Consider the following 24,222-nt stretch of genomic DNA (forward strand, 5'->3'; position numbering starts at 1 on the left):
AATTAAATTTATTTCGGTAATTGATAATGAATTGGAACATCGACCCAACCTTCTACAGGGGTTTTACCTTTTAAAGCGGGTGAAAATTTCCATTGCTTTACTGTTCTTACAGCAGCGCTATCTAAAAGTTTTTTGCCACTACTTTGCTTGACACTGACCGTATCAGGGCTACCATTTGCTAATACTTTGACCCTTAAAATCACAGAACCCTCCCAACCACGTTCTAGTGCCTGTTCTGGATATTCGGGTGCAGGATTACTCAGATAACTGAAAACCACTTCAATAATGAGAGCACCACTCAGCAAAACCCGTATCGTTAATGCTGTTCCCTGCACCACGGGCACCAATGCATTTGGTAAAACATGTTTCCATATGATCCGTCGCTCAGGAATACCACGTAATCGTGCAGAGGTCACATAGTCCGACTCAAGTGCATCAATCATGGAACCACGAACTAAATGCATCAAATATGGAATAAGCGATAAGGCCAAAGTTAAAATCGGTAAAACTAAAAACTCTATTTGGCTAAAAGCTGACTGCTCTGGAATCAACAAGGATGCAGCTGGCAATATGTGCAGGATTGAGGTTGAGAAAAACATCATTAACCAGATTGCAATCACAAATCCTGGAACAGCCTTGAATAGAATAGAGCTAGAAACAATAATACGATCTAGTTTGCTATCTCGACGGAGTGACAGCCACACCCCCAGTACCACAGAAAGTGGTACTGTAATGACAATAACTAAGATCGTTAATGCAACGGTGTTACCAAAATAATTCTGAACAATCTGTACAACAGGTACATTTGAATCAATCGAACGGCCAAAATTACCTTGCAATAATTGACTCAGCCAATGCCAGTATTGAATCAATATTGGATCGTTCAGGCCCAATTGTTCACGAAGTATTTGAACCGTCGCTTCGGGTGCTTCTGGGCCCAAAATGACGCGAGCCGGATCAGATGGGAGTGCTTGTGTGGCAATAAATACAATGAGACTAATCACAAATACGACCAATACACCTGACAACAACCGTGTGAAAAACCAAGGTAACCATGCTGGTATTTCAAATGAGCTCGTCATTGTTTGATGTGAAATGGCTGTCTCTATATTGCTGGATTGCGTTGTCATAGCGGTCACCCCCTACGCCAAAATTCATCTGTACGCCACGCAGCAAAGCCTGTGCGATCGGGTGTTACTCCACCAATTTGGCCAGAATGTGCATCGAGTACATTATTAAAACCCCAAATGAGCAAACCACCTTGCTCATGTTGAATGTGCTGTGCTTCATGAATGAGAACTTTGCGTTTTTCCAAATCAGGCTGTTGTAATGCGGTATGAACCAATTCAGTAAAACGCTCATTGTTAAATCGAGTTTTATTATTTGCCGCACCCGGCCCATCAATTTGCAAAACGGTTAATAAAAAAGGTCGTGAAACGTTTGAACCTGTACTAAATGCCCAATCTTGTTTTACAGCATCAGCAAAGGTGGCAGCTTCAACCTGTTTAACATTAACAATAACACCAGCCTGAGCCGCATGCTGAGCAAAAACCAATGCAGCATTGCTATCTGGACCTGTATATAAATCAACTGCCAAGCTATTGCTAAAACCAGCTTCTTTCAACAACGCCTTCGCTTTATTTAAATCTTGCTTACGCTGTGGAATACTGTGGTCATATACTGGATCACTAAAGGAATAGAGATCATTTGCAACTCGTCCTTGTCCAGCTAAAGCCCGTTTAACCAAATCATCTCTATTGGCAATCAATCTAAAAGCTTGACGTACTCGAGGATCATTGAAAGGTGCTTTTGAGGTATTCATATCAAAAGATTGCCAAGCATCTGTTTCTGAGGAAACGAGATTCAATCGTTTATTGGCTTGAATTAAAGAAATATGCTCGGCACTTACCCCTGAAGCAATGTCAATTTGACCCGATTGTAAAGCAGCAAGCCGCCCTGTCTGGTCTTTAAAATCAATGATTTCTATTGCATCAGCATAAGGTTTATTTTCTTTCCAGTAATTTTCAAAACGGACAAAGCGTGAACGCTGGCCCGGTGTAAAACTGTCAAGCTTAAACGGCCCTGCTCCTACGACATTTTTAACTGGGTCATAATCTGTAGGAACGATACCCCCCCAACTCATCCATGCCTCAGGTAAAGCGACCAAGCCTTTTCCTTGAGTAAAAGGAATCTCAACTGTGTATTCATCTCGCTTTTTAATCTCATTCCTTTGCAAAGAATAAAGATAGGCTGCAAATGGAGAAGCGAGTTTAGGGTCGGTTAAACGGCGTAAGGAGAAAATAACATCATCAGCAGTAATCGTTTTACCATGATGAAATTCGAGTCCTTTTTTTAAGCGAATGGTCCATTTCGTCCCATCATTATTCGGCTCCGCAAATTCAGCAAGTGCGAGTTTGGGCTGGATATCTCTACCCCATTCCCATAATTTTGCATATAAAGGCCAACCTCTGAATGCACTGGACATACCAATAGGCTTGTGCGCATCTAAATTACCTGCTTGATTGCCATTGATTACTCCAATTTTGATCACACCGCCTTTTTTCGGAATATCATTTTGAGTATTACTAGGATGAGCACTTTCAGAAGATGAAGAGTCAGTTTTAGAACATCCTATCAGGCTCATTGCAGCAACAGCTCCAACCCCCAATCCAGTCTGCTTAATCAGTTCTCGACGTGTAATTTTGTTCATTTTTTCTCCCTTAAACGACGATTTCTTGATTCAAGAGAGAATCAATGGATGAATTTTTATTGAGCTTAGGTAACTCAAAACCATGATCGAGCTCTAATAACGGGAACAATAAATCAGCTACACGATAGGCTTCTCCAATTAAAGGGAAACCAGATAAGATAAAAGCAGATACACCATAGCTTTCGTATTCTTTAATCCGTTCAGCAATATTTTCAGCACTACCAACTAAGGCAGTACCTGCTGCTGGGTTTAAAATATCAAAACCAAATAAAGATGGCCCAGTCCAAACATTCGGGTAAATTTCAAAGTCTTTGGCACGAGGTAATACCCCATGTCGTAACAAAGTGAGGTTCCTTTGAACGATCGGATTTGAGCTGTGATAACTCTCAAAAGTTTCATTGGGAGGAAGCTGCCGTTTAACAGCTTCGATTGCATAATTTAAATCAATTTTGTCGAGTAATGACTGAGCATACTGCCAAGCCTCTTCTTCTGTTTCTCGAACAATAATTTGCAATCGAGTACCAAACTCTAAAGTACGCCCAATTATTGCAGCCTCATCCGAGACTTTGCTAAACTTTTCTCCAAGCAGTGGTGGCGTATTCGCAAAACTTAAATACACATCGAGTAATTCAACAGAATGCTGAACGCCTTTCGCAGAAGTTCCAGCTCCCCATAAAGGAACACCCTGCTTTTGAGTTGGACCACTCCATTTGGACATAGGAGATCCACTTTCTAGACGTGGCGCAATTTGAATAAATTCCCCCTCAAATCCAGACCTATCTCCTAAATAGTTTTGCTGAAATGCTGTCCAGTATTCCTTGCTAAAGTCATAACGCTCATCATGAGTATAGTGAATACCTAAAGCTGCCAAACCCTTATCATTTCCATTGACGACATTAAATAACAAACGCCCTTTAGAAAATGCATCAAAAGTTTGCGCATATTTTGCCAATACTGCTGGCTGGACTTCTCCAGGATGTTGGGCAACCAGAAACTTTAAACGTTCAGTAAAGGGAATTAAGCTTGCAGCAACAGCAAGTGTTTCATACTCGCTGGTACCCATCAGTGAACCGTAAAAACCAAGTCGATCCGCAGTAATCGCAATCTGTTGCAAGTGTTCATAATCGGTATCCCACCGCCCAGATTCCAACCAAGGATATGGCCCATCTGGAGAAGTGAGATACCATAAAAGTTTTACAGCCATAGTATTCTCTATATTTATATTTGAATCAGATTTCTAATGAAGTGGAAGTAATCCAAGCGACTTCGCTTTATCGGTTAAACCACTCATTCGCCACTGCTGATGTAAAACACCTTGTCCGTATTCCCGGCTTCCCCCAGCTAATTCAGCAAGTAGTTGAATCTGTGCACCTTCCTCAAGTAACAAGATAAATTCAGCTGTTTCTTGTAATCCCTGACGTCCCCATACCGTTGCACCACCGTTGGCTTCTAAAATTGCTCGATGTTCGATATCAATTTTGAGTTGATCTAAAATGAAATCTACTTCTGCCTGACGGCGATCAATATAAATCGGTAGTTCTTTAAATAAATGAAAGCGTTGAACAGGCACATAACGAATCGGTAAGGTACGATGGGTTTGCGCCCAAGCCCCTAAATTCGGCGCGTGTACATGAGATATTGTGGTGACATCTGCGTGCTCACGAAAAAGCTTGTTATAACGTCCACCTGCATTTTTTCTACCCAATAAAACTTCACCATCAATGGTCTCCACAAGTACTTTGCTTTTTTTATCTTTAGACCACGGTCCTGCATAGTTAAAAGTGACTAAAGTGTTATCAGGTCCACGTTCAACAAAATTAACCGTTCCATTTGCCGTGATTGTTCTTGTTTCACGGAATACTTCAAAAGCAAATTCAGCTTTTTCACGGTTCAGTTCAATAAAGTCATTCAGTTCAGGAGACAGTGGGGTTTGAATAAGTGTTGTCATGATCAATATCCTATTAAAATTGTTTATTTTGGCGGCGTTTTAAAACTTCGAGTAAAGGACGGTGGTCGACCCATGTATCAAGATCTACGTCTTTTTCAAGGAAGCCATGTAACCAAAGAAAATCTTTTTGTTGTTTTAAAAGCTCAAGGCGTTCTTCACTTAATGAAGGATGTAAAGATTTATGGAAATTATTACGATACGCTGTAGCGACACTTTCAGCCCCCGCAATGGTTTCATCTTGTAGAATAACCAGTACTTCATCTAAATGATCTTCAGCCCAATCTGCGGTATCAAACAGTTCTTCGAGAAAATCAACGACAACATCAAAGTGATCTTTCAATAAATCTTCATGTACGGTAATAGGACGAGGCGTCCCATTGTTTACACGAGAGGTCACATCCTCAAATTGATCCAGATCAATTCCAACCTTTAAACCGCGTTTTGTCGCAGCTTCGACAGCCGATGCCCCTTTAACATAAACGGCATCAACTTCACCTGTGATTAATGCATCCAACCCCGACCAATAAGTACTCGCATCACGTTCTTGATTATGTGATTCCGCTCTTTCAGGCACTTCAATAAAATCCACATCACGGAAGGTTAAATTTGCGAGTTGCAAAGCGCCCCGAATACCTTGTAAAGACATGGCTCTAAAGATGCTACCCGCTCGTTTATCTGCATATTCTGGTAAAGCAACTTTCACATTTTTTAAATGCTCTGGCAGGCTGATTTCAGAATCCGGACGAACAATAAACACTTGCCATTCATCAATCCATGTCAAACCAATGAGTCGACTTGGAGCACCTTCAGAACGAGCAGCTAATGCTGGAACATTTCCGCCTTCTCGAAATAATGCTGGCAGCTGATGATCAAAATGATGAACAGATAGACCTTTGCGCGCATCTTGTAAAACAGCAACATCGATACCATGCTGTTCAAACTTTTCAATGAGGGTTCCACGTTTTAGTGAGATACCTGTTGCAGTTGGAACTGGACATCGTGTTACCCAAATTTCGGATAAAGTAATTTTCGCAAATTCTTTAGAATTTTCTTTTTTATCGATAACAAGTGACATAGGTATTCCTTAGGATATTTCCAATTTCATATCACTTGTGTTGAGCAGCTTTCATGCCAAAATTATTTTTTATTTTTTTCAACAACTTATAATTATTTTAAAATATGTAGATGTTTATATTTCATCATTTTTTTAGATCAATGTTGTTTTATCAACATGTCTTACCAAAACCTCATCTAAAGTAAAATTAAATCAATTTTAATTTTGTCATTTTAAATTACTAAAAATGAGAAGTTTAATTTACTCTTAGATATTTTCAAGTTCGAAGACATCATTCATTGATTAGATTCATTTAAACACCAAACTCAGCAACCGAAGATTGATACAATTAATACTCATATCTGAGTCTACTTACAAAAAATATTCCCAGATAATGAAACCTAAACCAAATCCTAAAAATGCATACAATGTAATAATAAAGAATACAAAACTAGCTTTATTTTCCTTGTTTAAAGAACTCATTGAGATACCTTGTATTAGCGTAAATATCATATTCTAAACAGGTATCAATTAAAAAATAGGTACAGTTCATGAAAAAATAAATATAACAAATATCACATTTAAGCTACTTCACTTTAAGTATTAATCAATCTCTCGCATAAATCATTTTAATCTGTTGGGTTCTACAAATTCTAGCAATTAAATTAAATCGCAATCCAAGCCTTTTACCTCTATTTCGCTAGAACCTAGACTATATTTATAAAAATTTAAAAGTTAAATGACCCCAAACGATTCAAATTAAAGGCATAATTTGGGTACAAGGCTTTCCTAATGAAGCTGTGGTTGCATCTAAACCTTATGATTTACCCAAAGTAGACTTACAATCAAACCACCTGTTTCATGATTATTTAAAACTAAGCGCATACCATGTAATTGAGCAATTTTAGATACAATTGCCAATCCTAATCCTGAAGCTCCAACATCACTTCCACCAACTTGCGTAAATCGATTGGTAACCTCACCTAAAAACTTTGGATCAATCCCCGTTCCAGCATCAACCACTTCAAAAATTATCATTTGAGCTTGCTTAAATAATTTTACTGAAATGACAGCATTATTTGGCGAATGCCTTAGGGCATTATCAAATAAATTACGTAACAATGAGAGTAAAAGCGCCGAATCTCCATTCATCGTCACCTCTTCAACATCTAATTGAAATTCAATATTTCTCTTAAATGCCAATGGCATGAGTTGAGCAATTGCCTCTCGAATTAAAGCTGAAAAAATAACAGTTGTGGTATGTACAGACATTTGCCCCGCCTCTAAACGAGCCAACAAAAGCATTTGTTCGACCACTTGCTGATTACGCTCTACACTCTCAGATAAACGCTGTAAAATCGTTTCTCTTGCATCAGGTTGAATCAATGCTTGTTCAACTTGCAATTTAATCACTGTAAGTGGCGTTCTAAGTTCATGCGCTGCATCAGCTAAAAAACGTTTTTCTCTTTCTAATGAAGAATCTACTCGATGGAATAGATCATTTAACTCCGTTATCACGGGTTTTAATTCATCGGGCGAATGAGGTAAATGTAACGCACTTAAATCATTGAAATCGCGTTGAGAAATTTTTTCACCCAATTCCACTAACGGTGCAAATGCTTTTTTAAGTTGAAGTTTTAATAAACATAAGGCTAAAAAAAGTGCAAAAATCAAACTGAGTAATAGACTCGCTTCGATATTGGTTGATAGCTCCTGTCGAATATCTAATCGCTCTGCAACAGCAAGCCAGCTCTTTTTGTTAGGCAGCCAAACGGTATAAACTATCCAATCATATTCTCCGCCTTGAAATTGTGTTAATCCCTCTTTTAATGGTGCTAAAGCATGATTTGGGGCACTGGCCGAACGCAGGACTAAATCACCCTCTTTACTCCAGACCTGAATTGCGATCTTCTTTTCATACGCATGACCATTGAAGCGTTGATCGCCTGAACTGATATGTTCAAGTAATGTTTCATCAAGGCTTTTTTGCAAATCTATCCAATTTTGGTGGGTCTGCTCTGAATCAATTAAGCCCTTAATAATTCTGGTATTATCAATTAACGTAGCGTCAAACAACTCATTTACTTCATGTTTTGTCGCAAGATAGCCTAAAATACTACTCAACACTAATGCGAGAATAAGCGCATATAAACTTGTTCTAACAACTTGTTGTTTTATCGATAATATTTTCTGCATTACAGTTCTACTTGAACTAAATATCCAACACCACGAATGGTTCGAATAAACTCAGGAAATAGCTTTTTACGTAAATGATGGATATGCACCTCTAGAGCATTACTTTCTAATTCATCTTTATCTAATAATGCCGTTTCTAAACGATCACGGGTGATCACCTGTCCGATATGCTCCATCAGCAACTTCAGCAAGCGATACTCTTGACGCGATAAGCTAATTTTTTGATTTAAATAAAAAACTTGATGTGAACTTGGATCTAAACAAACCTCACCAATTTTAATTTTGGTCTGCGCACGGCCACAACGTCGTCTAATTAAAACACGAACTCTTGCCAGTAATTCAGATAAGTCAAAAGGTTTTAAAACATAATCATCTGCCCCAAGATCGAGACCAAAAACTCGGTCTTGAATCGTATCTCGCGCCGATAAAATCAGAACAGGCAAGTCTTGTTGCATTTCTCGTAATTGAGCAAGTAATTCAAAACCAGAAATTTTAGGTAAACCAATATCCAAAATCATCAAGTCATAGCTTGACGTTTGCAAGCAACCCATAACGCGTTCAGCATTCTTATGCCAATTTACCTCTGCACCTTGAGCTTGCAAGATTTCGGACAAAGACTCACCCAGCATAAGATCATCTTCAACTAAAAAAATACGTTGTCCACTTAGTCGATAATCCATGCTTGTCCCTCTGATTGTTCTGCTAAGAACTGTTTTGCACCTGCACCTTCTAACATTGCTAAGGTCGCTAACATGCCAGCTTGAATACAGGTTTGAGCATAAACGGTAATTGAACGCGGTGCATCTTTTACAGATGACCCAGTTAATGGGTTTAAAATATGGCTATAACGAACACCATCTTTGAACAGATATCTTTTACTATCACCACTGGTCGCCATAGCCCCTGTATTTAAATCAAAATAGGCTTGCGCTTGATTATTTTGTTCAGGTGTTTCTAAACCGATTCGCCATGCCAGACCTGATTTTCTTGGCCCTCTCGCTCTGAGATCCCCACCAAAATTGACTAAATAAGCTTGCTGACTTAATTGCTCAATGATTTCGGCACAACGATCCACTGCGTATTCTTTACCAATTCCACCAAAATCGAGCGACATTCCTTGAGGTAAGTAAATTTTTTTCTGAGATTGCTGCCATTTCACTTTGTCCCAACCAATATGAGGCAGAAGCTGATTGATTTGCTCAATACTTGGAACTTGCTCTGAACCGTCAAAATGCCAAATTTTTCCAAGTACACCAGAGGTAATATCAAATTTTTTTTCGGACAATTGATATAAAATTTCAGAAAAATCAAATAATTTTGCTGTTTCGTCATCCACATCAAACCAACAATCGGTATTGCGATGTAAAGCAGCTAAAAAACTATCATTACGATAACGGCTATACTTCTGTTCAATGCGTAAACATTCTGCATAAACAGCTTGTGCGATATGTGCTGCACTCGTCCAATCAGTATGATCTAATAAAACTTGGCAAGGGCTTGCCATCGCAGTAAAGCGAATTTGATGAAGCGCATCATTTTCTTGTATTAATTCTAATCTATGAGACATCATACTCAGGCTTAGTTTAAATCAGTATAAATTATGAAACCTACCGCTCGAAAGTAATAGGTTTTAATAGCTTAGATTAAATTATTACCATTTAAAACTATAACCAAGTTGAACAAAGGTTGCCGATAAATCTGGTTGCAAAATTTGTCCTGCTAAATTCCCACCAATCGGTTTTAAATCTTTAGCTTTCTGATCATATTGTTCGACGCGGAAACTCAGCTCACGGTCATTTGCAAGATTCATCCCAAACTTAACACCGTAGGTCGTTGCATCAAACGCACCCAAGCGGCTAAGCGCACAATCTCAGCCTCATACTCGGCTTCTTTTGCCTTGAAGAAACCTTGATGTTTTGCTGCTGGCTGACCATCGCGCCCAAGAATAAATGTGGAAGGCATTCCTGGTACCTTAAATTGGCTGGCTAACTTTCCTTGTTGGTCTGATCTAATTTCAAAATTAGGCTGATATTGCTGAATAAACTTGAGCGCTAATGCAGGATCTTTGTCTACATTGATTCCGATGAAAACCAATCCATCTTTTCCGTACTTGGCTTGCATTTGTTTCATCCAAGGAAAAGATTCTCGACAAGGGCCACACCAACTGGCCCAGAAATCAATCACAACCACTTTCCCTGCGTATTTCGACCAATTAATATCGCTCGCTGGCAACATTTTATTGTTCACAGAAACTGCTGACGGTTCTGCTGCCTGAATTGCACTGACGCTCAAAGCACTACCACAACTCAGTAATGCTAAAACTGCAATTCGCCATTTTATTTTTGCTAACGTTTGTTTTTCCCAAGCCATCGACTGACTCCACATTTTCCTCAAGCGAGCTTGCTGGTCATATGGTATGGAAACAAGATCCTAATTTTGGACGTGTGGCTGTATTTCATGATGCTGCAACAATGAAAGTTGGTATTACCCATTTAGGTAGTAGCCAACCAGAAACCGTCCAAATCAAATTGCGTTACCAAGGTTGTGCTGATAGTGGCTTATGCTTTCCAGCTGTAGATGAAGTGCTCACCATTCATCCCAAAGGATTAAAATTGGTTTCTGCAACGGGTATTAAAAAGCCCAATACCTCTCTAGAAACCATCAGTCCTGTAAAAAATAAAGATGAAAATTACGATCTGAATAACGCCTCTAGTCTTGCTGCATTTTTAAATCATGCGAGTGTGCCACTTATTTTATTAACACTTTTAGTCTTAGGTGCAGGTCTTGCATTTACACCTTGTGTATTTCCCATGATGCCGATTCTTTCAGGTTTGATTGCAGGTGAAAAAAGTGAGCGATTGACAGGATGGAGAGGTTTTAAACTGTCCCTTGCTTATTGGCGCTATTTTTATGGATCGGTGCTGCAACAGGCCAAGATGATCCATTACACCCACTTGCTGCTTTAAGCCATACGGCAGTATCACCCGACACCACTAAACCCGTGAATGTCGTCTTTGAAACAGTGAGCCAACCGCAAGCTTTACAAGCCTTATTAGATCAAGCCAAACAAAATAAACAGACTGTTGTAATCGATGTATCTGCTGATTGGTGTGCTGCTTGCCAAATCATGGAACGTTCAACGTTTCGCGATAGCCGTGTGATTGAAGCATTTTCGAAATATAAAAGAATTCGTTTTGATATGAGCGAAAGCAGTCAAGTACAAAAAGAATGGCTACAAGCCATGCATTTGTATGGTCCACCTGCACTTATTTTTATCGACAACAATGGCAATGAATTAAAAAATTTACGCGTTCAAGGGGAAATTGAAGCCGATAAACTGATTGCACATCTTAAATAAATCATCCAAATCTAGGCATCTTGAATATCATTTATTCTAGATGCCTTTGCATTTTTAATGCCTCACTATATTGGATCAATATGAGTGACCACATCGATGACATTATGATTTTTAAGGACTTCATTTCTCGCCTCTACTGCAATTCTATGTCCTTCTTTGACACTTTGTTCGCCACTGACTTCCAAATGAACATCGACAATAATCATGTCACCCATTTTACGTGTTCTCAGTTGATGTAGACCCAATATCCCGTCTTTCTTCAATAAAGTTTCTTTGATCGCAGCTATTTCATCTTCGTTCGCCGACTTGTCCATCAAATCATGTAAGCCCGTCCAGCTAAATTCAAACCCCATTTTGGCAATCATTAAACCAACAATTAAGGCTGCGATTGGGTCAAGAATTGGATATCCTACGAGATTACCTAAAATCCCTAAGGCAACAACAAAAGAAGATGCTGCATCTGAACGTGCATGCCAAGCATTTGCAATCAATAAACTTGATTTTACTTTTTTGGCAATAGCGAGCATATAGCGGAACAAAAGTTCTTTACAGATCAAGGCTGTTATCGCAACCCAAAGCGCCATACTATGCACTTTAGGAATTTGTTCAGGATGAAGGATCTTATGCGTTGCCGTCCATAACATGCCAACACCAACAATGAATAAGATCAGACCAAGTATAAAAGATGCTGCATTTTCAAAACGAAGATAACCATATGGATGTGCATCGTCAGGTGCTTTTTGGCTATGACGGTTCGCGGCCAATACAATAAAATCCGCAACTAAATCACTTAAAGTATGGATACCATCTGCAACTAGACCTTGTGATTTTGAAAAAATACCAATCAATATCTGTCCAATCGACAAAAAGATATTAACAACAACACTTATCCATGTTGATTTGGAAGCAGCTTTTGCTCTCGACTCAAGATCAATATTTGATTCAATCATAATCTTTTAAGCTCTTGGTTCATTTTTTAAAATAAAGCATACTTTTCAGAACATTATCTTTAAATACATAGTGATGAATTAAGGCAGCTAGTGCATGTAAACCTATAAGTACCATGAAAAAATTTCCAAGAAATTCATGAGTTTCACCAATTATTTCTACGTCCCATGAGTTACTTATTAAAGGTAAATTCATTCCAAATAACTGATAACTTTCGGTTAATCCAGATAAAGTAAACCAACCTAATACAGGAATTAAAAATAACAATGAATAAAGCGTATGTTTCACCATTAAAAATAAAGTTTTCTGATATTTACTCATCGGCTTATTGTGTGGGAGATCTTTTCTATAAATAGAAATCATTATAATTCTGATAAAAAATAACAGAAATACAGAGACTCCAGCAAAAACATGCAGTTCCCCACTTTTTAGATGTACTGTTGGATCTCCGCCAGTGATATAAGCAAGTACGACAAGAACAAGCGTCAGCCAATGCACAATCATTACAGGAAAAGGATATTTATTTTTCATACCACCCCGATATTAAAATTCATATTTAAAAATATATAAAAACATTCTATTACATTATAAAAGTAATCTTAAAATTAAATTAATTTTTAAAGAAATATTTTAAATATCAAGAACTAAAAACAAATATCATTTAACACCAAATAAAAATAATCATTCTCAATTTCATTCATTACAAATTCATGAGTAAATACAACTCTAATTATTTTCATGCTTAATCGAAAAGTATTTTATGCAAAAATTCAGCATAAAATACTTGGGTATCTGAATTATTAATTTAGCTTAATCCGCCCAAATAATGCTATTAAGTGAATCAATACGGTATTACAACCATTCACTCGTATCATCGGCGACTGCTGTACCATGAATGATATGCATAATCATGGCATAGGCAATACTGCCTTTAAATGGAATTTCTGGAAGTTGATCAAATTTAAAAAATTGTGCATCACTAATCTCATCTTGCTGTAATTCAATTTCGCCCGCGTGATAATCTGCTTTAAATGCAACCATCAAATTGCTTGGAAATGGCCAAGGCTGACTTGCCAAATATTTTATATTTTTAATGTGTAGGCCTACTTCCTCAAGTGTCTCACGTCGAACAGCATCTTCTAATGTTTCCCCTACCTCAACAAAACCCGCGATCAAACTGTACATTTGCGTTTTATTTCGTGCATTTTTTGCGAGTAGAATTTCATCATCACCACGTGTAATAATCGTAATAACACATGGATTCACTTTTGGATATTGTGTATAGCCACAACTTGGGCAAACCATCGCAAACTGCTCAATGCTTTGGGTGGTTTTAATTCCACATCGACCACAAAACTGATGATTACGTCGCCATTCGAGTAGTTGTACAGCGCGACTTGCTTGCTCAAATTGGGTCTTATTCCAAAACTGTACTAACTGACGAATCGGTACAAAATCGAATCCTTCAGGAATGGTTTCATTTTCACATAAATCTCGAGCAATGACTTTATGATCACTTGATAACGCCAGATCATTAAGCAATCTTTCAACTTGAGGCAGTTGAAAATCTTGATCCACTAAAAGCTGCTGTTGTTGAAAAATATAAGCAATTGATAAATTAGACATTACTTTACCTTAGTGATATGCACATGATCTATATAAAGAAAATCTATGCTGTAGAATGAGTTATGAACGAAAACTTCTAATTTGTCACTGAACTTATTCAATGATGCTTGTATTGGCGTGTACAATAACCACGAGACACTTCAGGTGAACGTAACTGCAAATGTTTTGTTTTACGTCCACTTACTCTCTTCCGCCAAAGCTTGAAGCTATTGGCTTGTAAATGAAGCCGCATAAGTCGAATCACAGCTGATTCATTTAAACTATATTCACGAGCGATCGCTTCAAATGGGGTTCTGTCTTCCCAAGCCATTTCAATAATTCTAGATATATCACCATCGAGATATTGAGCTGTCTGAATCACAAAATCATCCTTACTTTTAGAATTAAACTCAAAAATTCATGTAATAGATAACTATCAATCATCTGTTATCAGAATTTAAATATTTGGATGATATTAAGATGTTATAGATGAAAAATTTGTGATTTTTTTAAGCCTAAATAGTACAAAAAATGATCTAAAAAAGCGAGGAAGTCTAATTTCCCACAAAATGATTGATCTACAAATTTATATAATTCATTTTATACGACAGCGGTCTTTTTAGGATTTAACTTCGCTTAGGCTACTCAGAGATCAAAACTATCCGACTTAAACTAACCATCATCAATCTGGCAGAATATTTTGAGTATTGGATAGTAACGTTAAAGAAATTAAAAAAAGCCACATCTGGAAATGTGGCGAAAGGTGTAACTATACTTGTACGGCTTTACCTTATGATTAAATTAACGGAATTAGCTTAAATCAAACTGAATTTATAGGACTAAAGAAAAGCATCTGATCGTTATGGATCATAAGACTGATAAGAAATCTGAGTTTTATAAGGTATGAAATAAGTTGCATTAGAAGCATATGATTTATCTATTGTAGTTTCTTAAATGAATAAATTGGATATAAATAAGCCCTTGTAAAAACAAAGACTTATTTATATATTTGGTGGATGCAGTCATAGTCAAATTAATACATTGATAAATAAAAAATTTAAAATTTAGTTTTTACCGCTATTTTTAATACAAAAGTTCAAACAATAATTTTTTGTATTTCATCCAGAAAGCATTATGCATATGCACCCCTTAACGTACTTTCATGTTTGCTTCAGTTACATAAGCTTTCTTCGAAGTCTTATTCCATAAACAAAGCTCTTGACCCATTTTATTTTTCATATGTGCTTGCGGATATTTTCCTTGGATCAGGAGTGATGAATATCCAACACGATCATCAAACAGCATGACATTACTTATTGGTTTAGCATTCTTCAGTTGACTCGCTTTAATACAAGCTGTTTTTATTTCTTGATCATGTTTGTTCCATGCCTGCTCGGAACTTGCGAAAGTTACACTAGTCATGGAAGAACTTACCACAAGACCCAAAATAAAAAGAGATTTTAAAAGAATAGTTTGTTTCACTGCCATGATATTTATCCTGTAAATTCCACTGTCTGAATCTATACTCAAACAAATTTATGAGGCAATCTAGCAATTTACACATATTTTTACAGCACTCATTCAGGATTACACATAACTTTGGAAAGTTGTTCATAATTGAAATTATAAAAACTGAATAGACGACTTAAAAATTATAAATCGCCTAAGCTATATTATTTATAAACAAAACCGAGTCATAACAACATATGGTTTTCAGTCTACTTTCCTTGATTAATCAGCAGATAAACCGATTATCCACATAAAGTTTGAAAACATGTTCTTACACATAAGCGACCTGACGACGTTGAAACTCTTACTTATGTAAAAACAAAAAATTTGATAGTTGATTGGCCTCAGTTTTACTATCGAAGTGCCGTAAGGTAATTAAAAATTCTACGTCCATCTTTTAAAAACAATCTCGTAAATTTAATTTAAAAATGATGGACATTAAAAAAGCCCGATTAACGGGCTTTTCTACAACCTTGAACATTTTTAAAAACGATCTGAATCGTTTCGTTCGTTGTTAGCTTTGTATTCAGGTTGTCATATCTTTGTTCATTTAGGCAAGATTTCTCTTAAATCCCAAATAGTATATGACTTCCTTATTGTTTAAATTAGCACCAATCATAGTACAGGTCAAGAATTGGATGTCTCAGATATTTATCTTTGGCCATGATGTTAAATCTAATTATCGTCGCCAAACCTATCTTAAAATTTTTAATTTAAATACCGTCCACACCACTAACTCATTATTCATTACTAAATTAATATTTACCAGCATGATAACTTGGGAAGTTAAATTTCCTGTAAGTTGCACATGCAAAAATAATCTACGATGCAATAAGCTTTTATTATCACCAACTATTTTTAGTATAGTCAAATTTTGATAGGTGAAGTCATTTTTAAACTAATCTCTCATCTTTTGGATCTTTTATGATAATGGGTATAACTTTAATTTTTAGATATAGTATTTGAATACTCAACTTTAATTTCTGTATATAAGATTTGGATTTAATCCGCTTTTCTATAAGATAACTTTTTTTTGCTTGCAAATGTCCTTGATTTTTTGAAACCATCAAGTATTTTTGTCTTTCAGCTTCATTAATAAAATTTTCTTCATAAATACGATACAACCAATAACTTGCTGAACTATTACCGACCTCTGAAGACATTTTTAAATAAAATACAGATTTATTAAAATCACTTTCTCTAAGATATAACATTCCTAAATTATACAAAGCATTAACTTGATTTAACTCTATTAATTCTTCGTAAATTAGAATAGACTTATAAGTATCTTTATCTAAAAAACCATCTACTCCAATTTCATAAAGATAAGCTAATAAAAATTTCGCATTAATATTATTTTTTATCTCAAATAATATGCTCAATCCTTCTTCATATTCTCTATCTTCTATCAAATTATGGCATTTTAAATATAAATCATCAGTTTCCATAATAATCTCATTTCTTTGGTTCACTTGGTTTAGGAATAGTTGGAGTAGGTAACCTTGGTGGAGGTGGCTTTTTATCAGATGCATAACACAATAGACAAAAAACAATTGATCTTCCATTCTTCTTTGTATTTTTACACCATTTCTTACATTCATCTACAACCCCACAAGCATCTTTAGGATATAAACCATTAGGATCATAATAAGTTAAAGGAGAATTTAAAGCATAATTGTAAGAAAAGTTATAAATACTTTTTATAGAAGCATTTTCATCCTCCAAATATTCAAGTTTACTTATTTCTGTTAATAAATATTTTTTAACTTTTTTCTCATCTACAATATTTCCTATTGGATCACTTTCTACATAACGTCCAGTAATCGGATCATAGTCACGGAAGTAGTTATAGAACAGGTTAACTTCCTGGCCGTGGTACTGACCTGCATGACAATTTTAGAAAAGTGCTCCTAAATTCATATTCTACTTACATGTTCACTCCTTTCAAAACACATCTCTTATAAAATATCTATTTCTTCAGCAATCAAATAACCAAATAACCAAATAATGCTAGGAAAATAGCCAACATAAAAAATGTCACTGCAAATAAACGTAACTTAAAAATATTATGATATTTATTTATCTGAATAGTTGTTAGCAAATTTAAGTTTTTCTTTATGATTTTCAACCTACGCCAATCATAGTTTATAAAGTAAATTTTTCCATCACTCCAACTATCATTAATATGTTTTTTGAATATTGGAGTGACTTCACAAATAAAATTTTTAAGCTTTTTATTACAAATTAGCCAAATTAGCCATGCTAAAATAGAAAATAAAAAATAAGTTAGCACAAGGATTGTTTCAATATTCACATTCCATTTCCTTTGCAAATAGCTAATGGTCCATTCTGCTTTACATTAGATAATAAAGGAGAAGCTTTTCTCAACAAAGATGCTTCTAATTCAAGTAAACTTCCACTTGCTAATAGTACATTTGCACCTATACCTATAGAGGGTTTACCAGTTGCAACACCCGCTCCTAAAGCATATAAATTTGGACCTATATCGACATGCCCTTGTAAACTAAAAGGCTCTTTTTCATGTATCTCCCACTCTCTACATTCATCTTTACACTTAACATCAATATTAATATATCCTGTTAAATTTCCATAAACCCTAATAAATTTGATATAACCCCACCATGACCAATATGGTTTAGTTAAACCAACTCTATCAAATATGTTTTTATTAGTGATATTTAAAATAGGTTCTCGAATCCAACTAGCTTCTAAAAGACCTAACGGATCGATTTCCATAAGTGAATTCCCCCCCCCCACATACCCATAAGTATTTAACCTACCATCCAAGCCAATTGGATCACTTTCCACATATCTTCCAGTAATCGGATCATAGTCCCTAAAATAATTATAGAAAATTCCAGTTTCGCTATCATAATACTGCCCTGCATGTCTTAATGGCATGGCTAGATTAACTGACGATTGCGGAAGAACATCCCCAAACTGATCTCCCTCCCATCTCCACAAGATTTGGTTCTGATTGTTACTGATCGCTCTTGGCGTACCTAAATGGTCGGTATGCACTCGCAAGATTTCATTTGGATATTGATAACTTCTTAGGCCAACTAAACGATTTTCTAACCAGATGTATTCTCGGATCACTTCACCTTGTGGAGTGTATTCTCCAAGTAACTGTCCATTTTCATCATAGACAAATAGGGTTTGGTTTTGTGTACCTGCATTACTACCAATTTTCTGGATACGTTGTCCAAATGCGTCGTAGATGTTGAAACTACTACTTGTACCTGTACTAATACTTTCGCTACGACCTTGTGCATTGTAAGTATAACTTCTTACACCATCACTCGTGATTTGACCTGTAGCGAGATAGCTATAGGTTTTACTATTGCTTCCTTGTGTAATGGTATTGATACGGTTATTACCCGACTGAATCGTATAGTTTTCAGTAGTTGCCGTACTATTTACTGTTTGATTTCTTGTGAGTCGATTGCTATTGGCATCATAACTATATTTAAAAGTTTTATTGAAAAGACTCTGCTCAATCAAACGGCTTAAGGCATCATGCTTTAAACTACTGTTTGTATTACTATTCGTTGGATCAGTAATAGCTAAAATACGATCGGCTGTATCATAACTATAATTTTTATCATAGACATTCGGCATCAAGATTTTTTTAATACGACCATCTAGATCATATTGGAATTGAACTTGATCACCAACCTGACTATATTGCCAACCTTTAACACCATTAATCGAATGTTGAATATTACTGATAAATGATTGGTTATTAAGCCTAACTCCCGCAAGTTGACCTTTTATATCATAGTCATAATTAACAATATTGCCGCTTGGTAATCCAACTTGTTTGAGTTTTCCACCTAAGCTATATGCATAATGAACTTTCAGCTCAGGTGCGGTGCTTTGTGATGTACTCAAATACTTAATCGACTTTTGGCGTACCAAACCTAAATTATTATAAGCAAATTGAGTTTCTGCTCGATTGTTGTTTGCCTGTACCAATTTTCCTTGATCATTACCTATTTGCCCATAAGCAAAAGTTGTATTTTCATATTGATCTGTACCATCAACAAATTGATCTTGCTGTAGCGTAACTCGCCCTTGAGCATCATATTGATAACGGCGCTTACGCTGACTAGCATCAACTTTTTCTAGAAGTTTGCCATTTTGGTATTGGTAATTGGTTGTACCAGTATCTGGGCTATTAAGCTGCGTTACTTCGCCAAAAGCATTATATTGATAAGTCGTTGTACCCCCCTTCGCATCAATGACTTTTTTCAGTTGATCTAAAGCATCGTATTCATAATTGCTGCTTTGATTGAGAGGATCAGTCTCTTTATTCTGGCGACCTAGCGCATCATAGGTATAACTATAATTTTGATTCAGCGTATTTTTATTACTAACTATTTGATCATTATAGTTATAACCCAATGTCTGATTTTGTTGAGCATTACCTAATGTGTTCTGCAAACGTCCTAAATTGTCATAGACTTGCTGGGTTTTCGCTTCAAGCTGACCTGACTCACCATAAACCTCAGTCTGAGTAATATCACCATTGCGATTCAAGGTATAAACTGAACGATTATCTGACTGATCTTTGATTTCAGTTAAGCGATGTGCATCATCATAAGTATATTCAACACGTTCACCATCTGCTAAGGTTGTCGCAATCAATAAACCTCTAGCATCGTATTCATAGGTATTGATCGCTTGCTGTGATGGACCTTGATTGGCTACGACGACAAACTTCTGTTCTGCTTCTGTATAGGGTTGTTCTTGATTAAATAGCCCATACACTGCGTTAACAAATTGTTGCCACCAGCTTAATCCGCTGTCACTATTCTCTTGCTGTAATTCATCATTACTAATTGTTTGTTTCTGTTGGATAACATGCCCAGCATCGTCATAAACGAGTTCTGTAATAACACCCGTACTTGTCGTGATCCGCGTTGGCTGTCCATCAGCATTATGTAGACTATAACTAGTGACTATACCACTAGCATCTGTACTACTTAATAGATTTCCATTTACTTCATCATATTGATAAGTAGTTTGTTCACCATTTGGAGCAACTTGCTTAGTCATTTGACCAAAGTTATTGTATTCATAACTCCATGTACGAATTTCCTGCGATACAGGATCAGTCATAGATTTTGTTAGAACATTGCCTTGCGTATCATAGGCATAATTTGAAACTCTAACGACTTGTGTCTGGGAAACTTCCTCAATTCTTGTTGGCTTTGGAAAGTCACTATGCCAAATGGTATTTATTGTTCGTTCTTGTGCAGTACCAACAGCTTCTGTTCGTGAAATTTCAAGATTACGACTTAAATCATAACTATATGTTGTAGTTTGTCCTTTTTCTATTTTTTTAGTGATATTGCCTGCTACATCATAACTATTTTGTTGTTGGACTTGGCAGAGGATATACAGTGGTACGCCATCTCGCCATAGTTTTGAGCCATATTCTCCTACGGTTTTGCATTCCAAAATTTGAACTTCATCATTACCGACTACGGCATAATCTAGATTGGCAAGCATAAAATGCTTGTCTTCATCGGGGTGCTGTAGCACAGCATTGACCCGACGTACCTTATTTTTGGTGTGCATGCTGTAGTATTCCGCTACAAGTGGTTCAAGTTGCTTGCCCCAAAATTCGTTTCCGCAAATACGCTTGCTGCCGTTACTACAAAACCACAACTAAGAAATAGCTGATAAATTTTAGACATGACTTTACCTATACAAAAAAATGAAAAATTATTTTTTGTATAGAAATATCAATTACGCAGAACGATTAAGTCTTTGGAGTAAGTATAAGAATTACTAAATACGAGAGGGGGTCGCCGTTTTAAGAAAGCTCGATAAACGGGCTTCTCAAAAAAATGAAAAAAGAATAAAACGAGTGGAAGTGCAAAACTAAGAATAAAGACAGGATCTATGCTTAGATCGCTATCAGAAGAAATAGGCTTCACCGAATGATGATAAATTGGCTCATCAAAATTCTTCCAAGTATGTGTTTCTACATCATGATCAGTCGTACTTGTAAAAGAATCATCTAAGTGCAGCAAAGACCAATGACTAGATGCATCATCTTCCACAACAATACTCAGTTCATGTTGATGTTCAATATTTTCAAGTAAGACAGGCGCCCACGCATGAATCCCCGTAATTGTTATTGTAAACAAAAACAGGATAAATGCGAGTATAAGCTTGGTCGTCCCACTTGAACGCATATCAAAGAACATACATCTAACTTGCCAACAAAATACTAAAAAGCTCTATTAAAGTAAATCTAATTTAGCCTCACATTTACACATGAATCAATTTCAAACCTCCTACCCCAAATTTGCAAAAAAAAAGAGTACAAATACTCTTTTCTAATTAAATTCATTTTAATTCAAAGCCTGCACCGACTGCTGCAACCCTTTTTGGATATCCTGAACATGAGTGAGATCATGCGTTTGCTGATACTCTGTTTTAGATTCATCGTTGTAAAACTCCTCCACGATATCCAAGCCTTCTTCCCCTCCCACCTCAAAACTGGCATTGCCATAACCTTGCCGTGCGACATGATCCAGAGCCTCCTGATAAAACCCTGCGGCCTTGCTCTGTTCATCCATCTGTTTGGCTGACATAATCGCTTCCTGCAAATTAGTACCATCACGTAAAGTTAAATCCACGTAGTAGATCGGGGTGCGGTAGCTTTGCGTAGTGCTTTTACCTCGCAAGGTCAATTGCAATGGCAAACACGAAAGCAAGTCACCCGATGCTGCATGATAATAACTGAGCCTTGCTGCCAAAGTAAGAATGCTATTAAAGCCTGTGGTTCTAAAGATGAATGTACCGAACTCATCTGATTCATCTAAATTGACATACAGTCTGCCATAAGGTTTACACAGTCCACCTTGTGCCAATGGACATAAATCAGGTGATGGGCATGGGTGTTGTTCAACGCCATTTTGTCCGAGTCGCTGACAGGTTTCTCCATTGCCTGAGCAGATTAATCGTCCAGTCTGACGATCAAATAAGCTGTACTCCGCCCGTAGATTGAGTTCAGGATCATTAAAGATCATACGAACTGGAATAGTTCTAAGTTTTTGATTCTGATTGGGTGCTTTGGCACGTAGCTGTTCATCCAATGGATGTTTCACCCAACCATCCTTGTTTTGGATTTGGCTAGTGATGGTGAACTGGTCATCCTTTTCAGGGAGTCGTTTGCCATTCTTTTCCACGATTTTACCAATACTGATACGACCTAAAACGGGTGGTGTGATTGCGAGTCCTTTAATCATGATGCTGTCCTCTCTATAGATGTATAAATAAAATTTTGGGCATAAAAAATCCCATACCTGTTGAGGTATGGGATCGGTTGGTTTTTGGTGTTGGTTTTTGGTGTTGGTTGATTTGATATGTTTGTTGAAGAAATAAATGCTGGATATGCGTAGCTGCCTTATCCACCATTCGGGTAAATCTGAAATCTTCGTGTGCCTGCCTTAGTTTGTGGAAACTGCTGTAGATATTCAGGGTGCTGTTTAAGCAGTGATTTGCTGTCTAGGCTGATCGAGTCTTGTGATTTCTTCCAAGTGACCGATCCCCCTGTAAATACTGCTCGCTCCGCTTCTTTCATCAGCATTTGCAGTTGATGTTTGAGTTCATCGAAATACTGTTGGTGTTGTTCAACCTTATGTCGCTCCTCTAACAATTGATTAAATAGGTAATTGGCTTGTTCATTTTGGGTCAAGTCTTCTACCTGTAATGGAGTTTGTGCTGGGTAAAGTTGTTGTAAGGCTTTGGCTGCTGAATCGGATGCATCGACACTTGGAGGAATACCAGTTTCGACACATTGCCAAAAGTGGCGTTCCGCATTGATGATGTGCTGAATTACCGTTTCGTTGCGTGTGACTTTGAATATCTTGGTTTCATGTCCACAGATCAAAGCACAGATATGTGCTGCCTGCTTTCCTGTCACAGCGAGTTGATGTTGTACTTGGCAGAGGACATACAGCGGTACGCCATCCCGCCAAAGTTTGGAGCCATACTCTCCGACAGTTTTACACTCCAAGATTTGAACTTCGTCACTACCCACCACGGCATAGTCAAGGTTTGCCAACATAAAGTGCTTGTCTTCATCAGGGTGTTGCAATACTGCATTGACTCGACGAACTTTATGGTTGGTGTGCATACTGTAGTATTCAGCAACAAGCGGTTCTAACTGTTTGCCCCAGTACAACGGTGCATAACCAGCACTTTCATCCTCGATATTTTGTTGCATCCGCCCAGTCTTGATCATCCACAGTTCCAACATCGACATATAGGGATTCAGTCCACAGGCCGTTGCTGCATCACTACTGCCTATACCCTGCTTTCGAACTTCTAACCATTGCTGGTAATTCATCTGTTTGGTGTTGGCAAGTCGTTTGGCAGTGAATGGTTTGGTTTTGCGTGGTTGCGTATTCGGTCGATCTCGTTTGGTTCGGGTTCCCACCTCAATCTGCTGATTAGGTTGGTTTAAGTTAGGGAAATAAGGCTGTAACGGTGGATGATTTAAGGTGTTTTGAATTTGAGTATGGCTATTCATTAGAAATATTCCTGTATGAGTAAAATCGTAAAAGCTAAATTTCGGGCATAAAAAAAGCCACATCTGGAAATGTGGCTAAAGGTGTTGCTGTGCTTGTACGGTGTTACCGTATGCTTAGGCTAATGTAGAAGGCTTAACTGAAACTGAATTTAGGCAATCATTCGAAGTGCTTGTTCTAAACCACGTTGCTTAATGGATGCGCCTGCTCCAAACCATGCTGAATCGAGTCGATGATCGGTACTCATGGCTCGACGTTCGTGGTCACAAAATTCGGTGATTGAGCACAGTAATCCATACGCCGTATCTTTGGCTGAACTGA

25 protein-coding genes and 1 pseudogene are annotated in these 24,222 nt (G+C 37.1%); 2 read left to right on the forward strand and 24 right to left on the reverse strand.

Going from position 1 to position 24,222, the window contains the following annotated elements; translation table 11 throughout:
* Nucleotides 1-8: 8 nt before the first annotated feature.
* The 11 genes from C502_RS18225 to C502_RS0109220 form a co-directional block, all read right to left on the reverse strand.
* On the reverse strand, nt 9-1,130 hold the full coding sequence (locus C502_RS18225) for a TonB family protein (protein WP_018678535.1): 1,122 nt from the start codon (nt 1,128-1,130) through the stop codon (nt 9-11).
* A 5-nt stretch (nt 1,131-1,135) separates the two neighbouring features.
* On the reverse strand, nt 1,136-2,710 hold the full coding sequence (locus tag C502_RS0109180; protein ID WP_018678536.1) for an ABC transporter substrate-binding protein: 1,575 nt from the start codon (nt 2,708-2,710) through the stop codon (nt 1,136-1,138).
* Nucleotides 2,711-2,720: 10 nt separating this feature from the next.
* Complete coding sequence (locus C502_RS0109185; protein ID WP_018678537.1) at nt 2,721-3,914, reverse strand: LLM class flavin-dependent oxidoreductase; 1,194 nt, start codon at nt 3,912-3,914, stop codon at nt 2,721-2,723.
* Between the two features lie 33 nt (nt 3,915-3,947).
* Nucleotides 3,948-4,658, reverse strand: a complete 711-nt coding sequence (locus C502_RS0109190) for a class II aldolase/adducin family protein (protein ID WP_018678538.1) — start codon at nt 4,656-4,658, stop codon at nt 3,948-3,950.
* Between the two features lie 13 nt (nt 4,659-4,671).
* Nucleotides 4,672-5,733 (reverse strand): ABC transporter substrate-binding protein, encoded by a 1,062-nt coding sequence (locus C502_RS0109195; protein WP_018678539.1) that lies wholly within the window; start codon nt 5,731-5,733, stop codon nt 4,672-4,674.
* 351 nt (nt 5,734-6,084) lie between these two features.
* A complete protein-coding gene (locus C502_RS19125; RefSeq protein ID WP_023274779.1) occupies nt 6,085-6,195 on the reverse strand; it encodes a hypothetical protein in 111 nt (36 codons plus the stop codon).
* A gap of 327 nt (nt 6,196-6,522) precedes the next feature.
* Nucleotides 6,523-7,908: an ATP-binding protein gene (locus C502_RS0109200; RefSeq protein WP_018678540.1), complete on the reverse strand. Its 1,386-nt coding sequence runs from the start codon at nt 7,906-7,908 to the stop codon at nt 6,523-6,525.
* Nucleotides 7,908-8,588 carry a response regulator gene (locus C502_RS0109205; RefSeq protein WP_018678541.1) on the reverse strand — a complete coding sequence of 227 codons (681 nt, stop codon included), beginning with the start codon at nt 8,586-8,588 and terminating at the stop codon, nt 7,908-7,910. The genes C502_RS0109200 and C502_RS0109205 overlap by 1 nt, the downstream gene beginning before the upstream one ends.
* Nucleotides 8,573-9,478: an FAD:protein FMN transferase gene (locus tag C502_RS0109210; protein WP_023274780.1), complete on the reverse strand. Its 906-nt coding sequence runs from the start codon at nt 9,476-9,478 to the stop codon at nt 8,573-8,575. The genes C502_RS0109205 and C502_RS0109210 overlap by 16 nt, the downstream gene beginning before the upstream one ends.
* Nucleotides 9,479-9,559: 81 nt before the next feature.
* On the reverse strand, nt 9,560-9,718 hold the full coding sequence (locus tag C502_RS18840) for a hypothetical protein (protein ID WP_018678543.1): 159 nt from the start codon (nt 9,716-9,718) through the stop codon (nt 9,560-9,562).
* Entirely contained in the window at nt 9,715-10,278 is a 564-nt protein-coding gene (locus C502_RS0109220; protein WP_018678544.1) for a TlpA disulfide reductase family protein, read from the reverse strand. The genes C502_RS18840 and C502_RS0109220 overlap by 4 nt, the downstream gene beginning before the upstream one ends.
* 41 nt (nt 10,279-10,319) lie before the next feature.
* Here C502_RS0109220 and C502_RS19490 point away from each other — a divergent pair, with 41 nt between their 5' ends.
* Nucleotides 10,320-10,874 carry a cytochrome c biogenesis protein CcdA gene (locus C502_RS19490; protein WP_018678545.1) on the forward strand — a complete coding sequence of 185 codons (555 nt, stop codon included), beginning with the start codon at nt 10,320-10,322 and terminating at the stop codon, nt 10,872-10,874.
* Nucleotides 10,805-11,266 (forward strand): thioredoxin fold domain-containing protein, encoded by a 462-nt coding sequence (locus C502_RS19495; protein ID WP_051357983.1) that lies wholly within the window; start codon nt 10,805-10,807, stop codon nt 11,264-11,266. Before C502_RS19490 ends, C502_RS19495 begins: the two co-directional genes overlap by 70 nt.
* Before the next feature lie 65 nt (nt 11,267-11,331).
* Here the strand turns inward: C502_RS19495 and C502_RS0109235 are convergent, their stop codons facing one another.
* The 13 genes and pseudogenes from C502_RS0109235 to C502_RS19130 form a co-directional block, all read right to left on the reverse strand.
* A complete protein-coding gene (locus C502_RS0109235) occupies nt 11,332-12,216 on the reverse strand; it encodes a cation diffusion facilitator family transporter (RefSeq protein WP_018678547.1) in 885 nt (294 codons plus the stop codon).
* 19 nt (nt 12,217-12,235) lie between these two features.
* Nucleotides 12,236-12,745, reverse strand: a complete 510-nt coding sequence (locus C502_RS0109240; protein ID WP_018678548.1) for a cytochrome b — start codon at nt 12,743-12,745, stop codon at nt 12,236-12,238.
* Nucleotides 12,746-13,066: 321 nt separating this feature from the next.
* Complete coding sequence (nudC, locus tag C502_RS0109245; RefSeq protein WP_018678549.1) at nt 13,067-13,840, reverse strand: NAD(+) diphosphatase; 774 nt, start codon at nt 13,838-13,840, stop codon at nt 13,067-13,069.
* Between the two features lie 97 nt (nt 13,841-13,937).
* On the reverse strand, nt 13,938-14,150 hold the full coding sequence (locus C502_RS0109250) for a TIGR03643 family protein (RefSeq protein WP_244877208.1): 213 nt from the start codon (nt 14,148-14,150) through the stop codon (nt 13,938-13,940).
* 818 nt (nt 14,151-14,968) lie between these two features.
* Nucleotides 14,969-15,307: a hypothetical protein gene (locus C502_RS0109255; protein ID WP_018678551.1), complete on the reverse strand. Its 339-nt coding sequence runs from the start codon at nt 15,305-15,307 to the stop codon at nt 14,969-14,971.
* Between the two features lie 914 nt (nt 15,308-16,221).
* Nucleotides 16,222-16,929: a tetratricopeptide repeat protein gene (locus C502_RS0109260; protein WP_018678552.1), complete on the reverse strand. Its 708-nt coding sequence runs from the start codon at nt 16,927-16,929 to the stop codon at nt 16,222-16,224.
* A gap of 383 nt (nt 16,930-17,312) precedes the next feature.
* Nucleotides 17,313-17,642, reverse strand: a complete 330-nt coding sequence (locus C502_RS0109265) for a hypothetical protein (protein ID WP_018678553.1) — start codon at nt 17,640-17,642, stop codon at nt 17,313-17,315.
* Nucleotides 17,639-20,473 carry an RHS repeat domain-containing protein gene (locus C502_RS18235; RefSeq protein WP_228129330.1) on the reverse strand — a complete coding sequence of 945 codons (2,835 nt, stop codon included), beginning with the start codon at nt 20,471-20,473 and terminating at the stop codon, nt 17,639-17,641. Before C502_RS18235 ends, C502_RS0109265 begins: the two co-directional genes overlap by 4 nt.
* A 255-nt stretch (nt 20,474-20,728) precedes the next feature.
* Nucleotides 20,729-20,980, reverse strand: a pseudogene (locus C502_RS19505) (YqaJ viral recombinase family protein); the annotation flags it as partial.
* A gap of 122 nt (nt 20,981-21,102) precedes the next feature.
* On the reverse strand, nt 21,103-21,558 hold the full coding sequence (locus C502_RS0109275; protein ID WP_026315775.1) for a hypothetical protein: 456 nt from the start codon (nt 21,556-21,558) through the stop codon (nt 21,103-21,105).
* 159 nt (nt 21,559-21,717) lie between these two features.
* Nucleotides 21,718-22,617 carry a recombination directionality factor gene (locus tag C502_RS0109280; protein ID WP_018678556.1) on the reverse strand — a complete coding sequence of 300 codons (900 nt, stop codon included), beginning with the start codon at nt 22,615-22,617 and terminating at the stop codon, nt 21,718-21,720.
* A 158-nt stretch (nt 22,618-22,775) separates the two neighbouring features.
* Entirely contained in the window at nt 22,776-23,903 is a 1,128-nt protein-coding gene (locus C502_RS0109285; protein ID WP_018678557.1) for a YqaJ viral recombinase family nuclease, read from the reverse strand.
* Nucleotides 23,904-24,052: 149 nt separating this feature from the next.
* Nucleotides 24,053-24,222 (reverse strand): DUF932 domain-containing protein (locus C502_RS19130; RefSeq protein WP_154650412.1); only part of this gene is annotated, 170 nt, incomplete at its 5' end.

This window comes from Acinetobacter tjernbergiae DSM 14971 = CIP 107465 (genome assembly GCF_000374425.1).
Taxonomy (GTDB): Bacteria; Pseudomonadota; Gammaproteobacteria; order Pseudomonadales; family Moraxellaceae; genus Acinetobacter; species Acinetobacter tjernbergiae.